The sequence below is a fragment of the Chlorogloea sp. CCALA 695 genome, from assembly GCF_003003885.1.
In the GTDB taxonomy this organism is placed as follows: domain Bacteria; phylum Cyanobacteriota; class Cyanobacteriia; order Cyanobacteriales; family Chroococcidiopsidaceae; genus Aliterella.
The window spans coordinates 2993-4395 of record NZ_PVWN01000089.1; the positions used below are offsets into that span (position 1 = coordinate 2993).

A 1403-nucleotide genomic window follows, 5' to 3' on the forward strand; every position below is an offset into this window, starting at 1 on the left:
TGCTGCGATGAGTCTAACCTTTGAGAATTATTTGGCGAAACAGCAGGCGGCTTTGACAAGGTAGGTGAATTATACGCGCGAACAGGTGGGACTCTATAAGCAGTAGGTTTTTGAGTTGGTGGAGTGTAGGAGCGGCTTACCCGATAAGAGCTTTGGGTATAGTCTTCAGGAATATTTCTACGTGCCGTTCTAACGGGTGCTGGTGGACTGTAGGAGCGGCTTACAGTTTGATAGGGCGGAACGCTGTCTGTCCTTTCACTTGTGCGCTCTATGCGAGTATTTGGTTTAACCGTTGCCCCTTGACTCTTCTTTCTGGCGTTAACTCGCTCTTGTAATTTCTTTTGGGCATCTGTATCTTCACCTTCTGCTGCGTCGGAAAACTGCTGACGCATTCCATTGGTTGACGCATAGCTTGCCCATTCACCATCAGTAGCATCTTTAGGCTTATCTTCATCCGCCTCTTGCCTAACAGGAGCGGGTTTGGAAGACTTTGTACTTAAGTTGGGCTTAGGAATACCATCTTTAAAAACCCAGCCTATAGCCAACACAGCAGGGAGGACGCATAGAGCAACAATTATTCCTTTAAATTTAGGATCTTCCCACAGAGGAACTTTAGTGCGATCGCTATAGGAATCCTTGAATAATTCTTCTTCTTCTTGTATCGCTGGACTTTCAGTTGGAGCGACTGCTTCGGTGGGAGTAGGTTCGATAGTTGAAGCAGTTACTTCGGTAGAAGTAGATGTAGCAGTCAAATCGGGTGCATCAGTATTGATATCAACGCTACCCTTCTGTTGACTGCCAATGCCTGGGATTTCTGCCCCAGTCATTGATGCGAATTTAACTAAATATTCTTCTTTAGTAGGCATTAATTTATTACTCCTGTAATAGCTTAGTTGCGAGGAACGCCAGGAACTTCCTGGGCTGGTCCTACTGGCAGCATGGCATCAATCACAAAACCATCTTTGCGCCCATACCACACCAAGTCTTGACGCTTTTGGTCGTGGATAAAAAGTTGGGGGATAGGAGATGCTTTGCGAACGTAGATGTCCTGAACGAACTCGGCAATGTGTTTAGGCTTGACCCCTAAAGTTTCATTAGGAGAAAAAAGCACAATATCTGCCGCGACACGTACTTTCCAACGTCCCGTACTCACTTCAACCGGATATTGGATCTTGCCCCGGAGAATAAAACGGTAGATCGCCGCTAGGGATGGTTGTGCTGGATCGTTAGCAAAGATTTTTTTATCTACTTCCCCTTCTTTAATCGTTTGAGCAATTCCCTTCAACGTTGGTTCGCGGATTGGTTCGTCAAAGATGAATTGCTCATTGTAAAGCGGTGTGGGAACTAGAACGTCATCCCCTTTTGTAGCAGTTACAGATACACCAGAGTCCCTAATATATGAA

The 1403-nt window shown here is 45.6% G+C and carries 2 protein-coding genes; both read right to left on the bottom strand.

The features are described 5' to 3' along the window. Positions 1–866: hypothetical protein (locus C7B70_RS26630; protein ID WP_199192489.1), on the bottom strand; the 866-nt coding region annotated here is incomplete at its 3' end. 23 nt (positions 867–889) lie between these two features. Beyond that, positions 890–1403, bottom strand: a 514-nt coding sequence (locus C7B70_RS23610) for a hypothetical protein (protein WP_199192490.1), incomplete at its 5' end; no start/stop codon positions are given.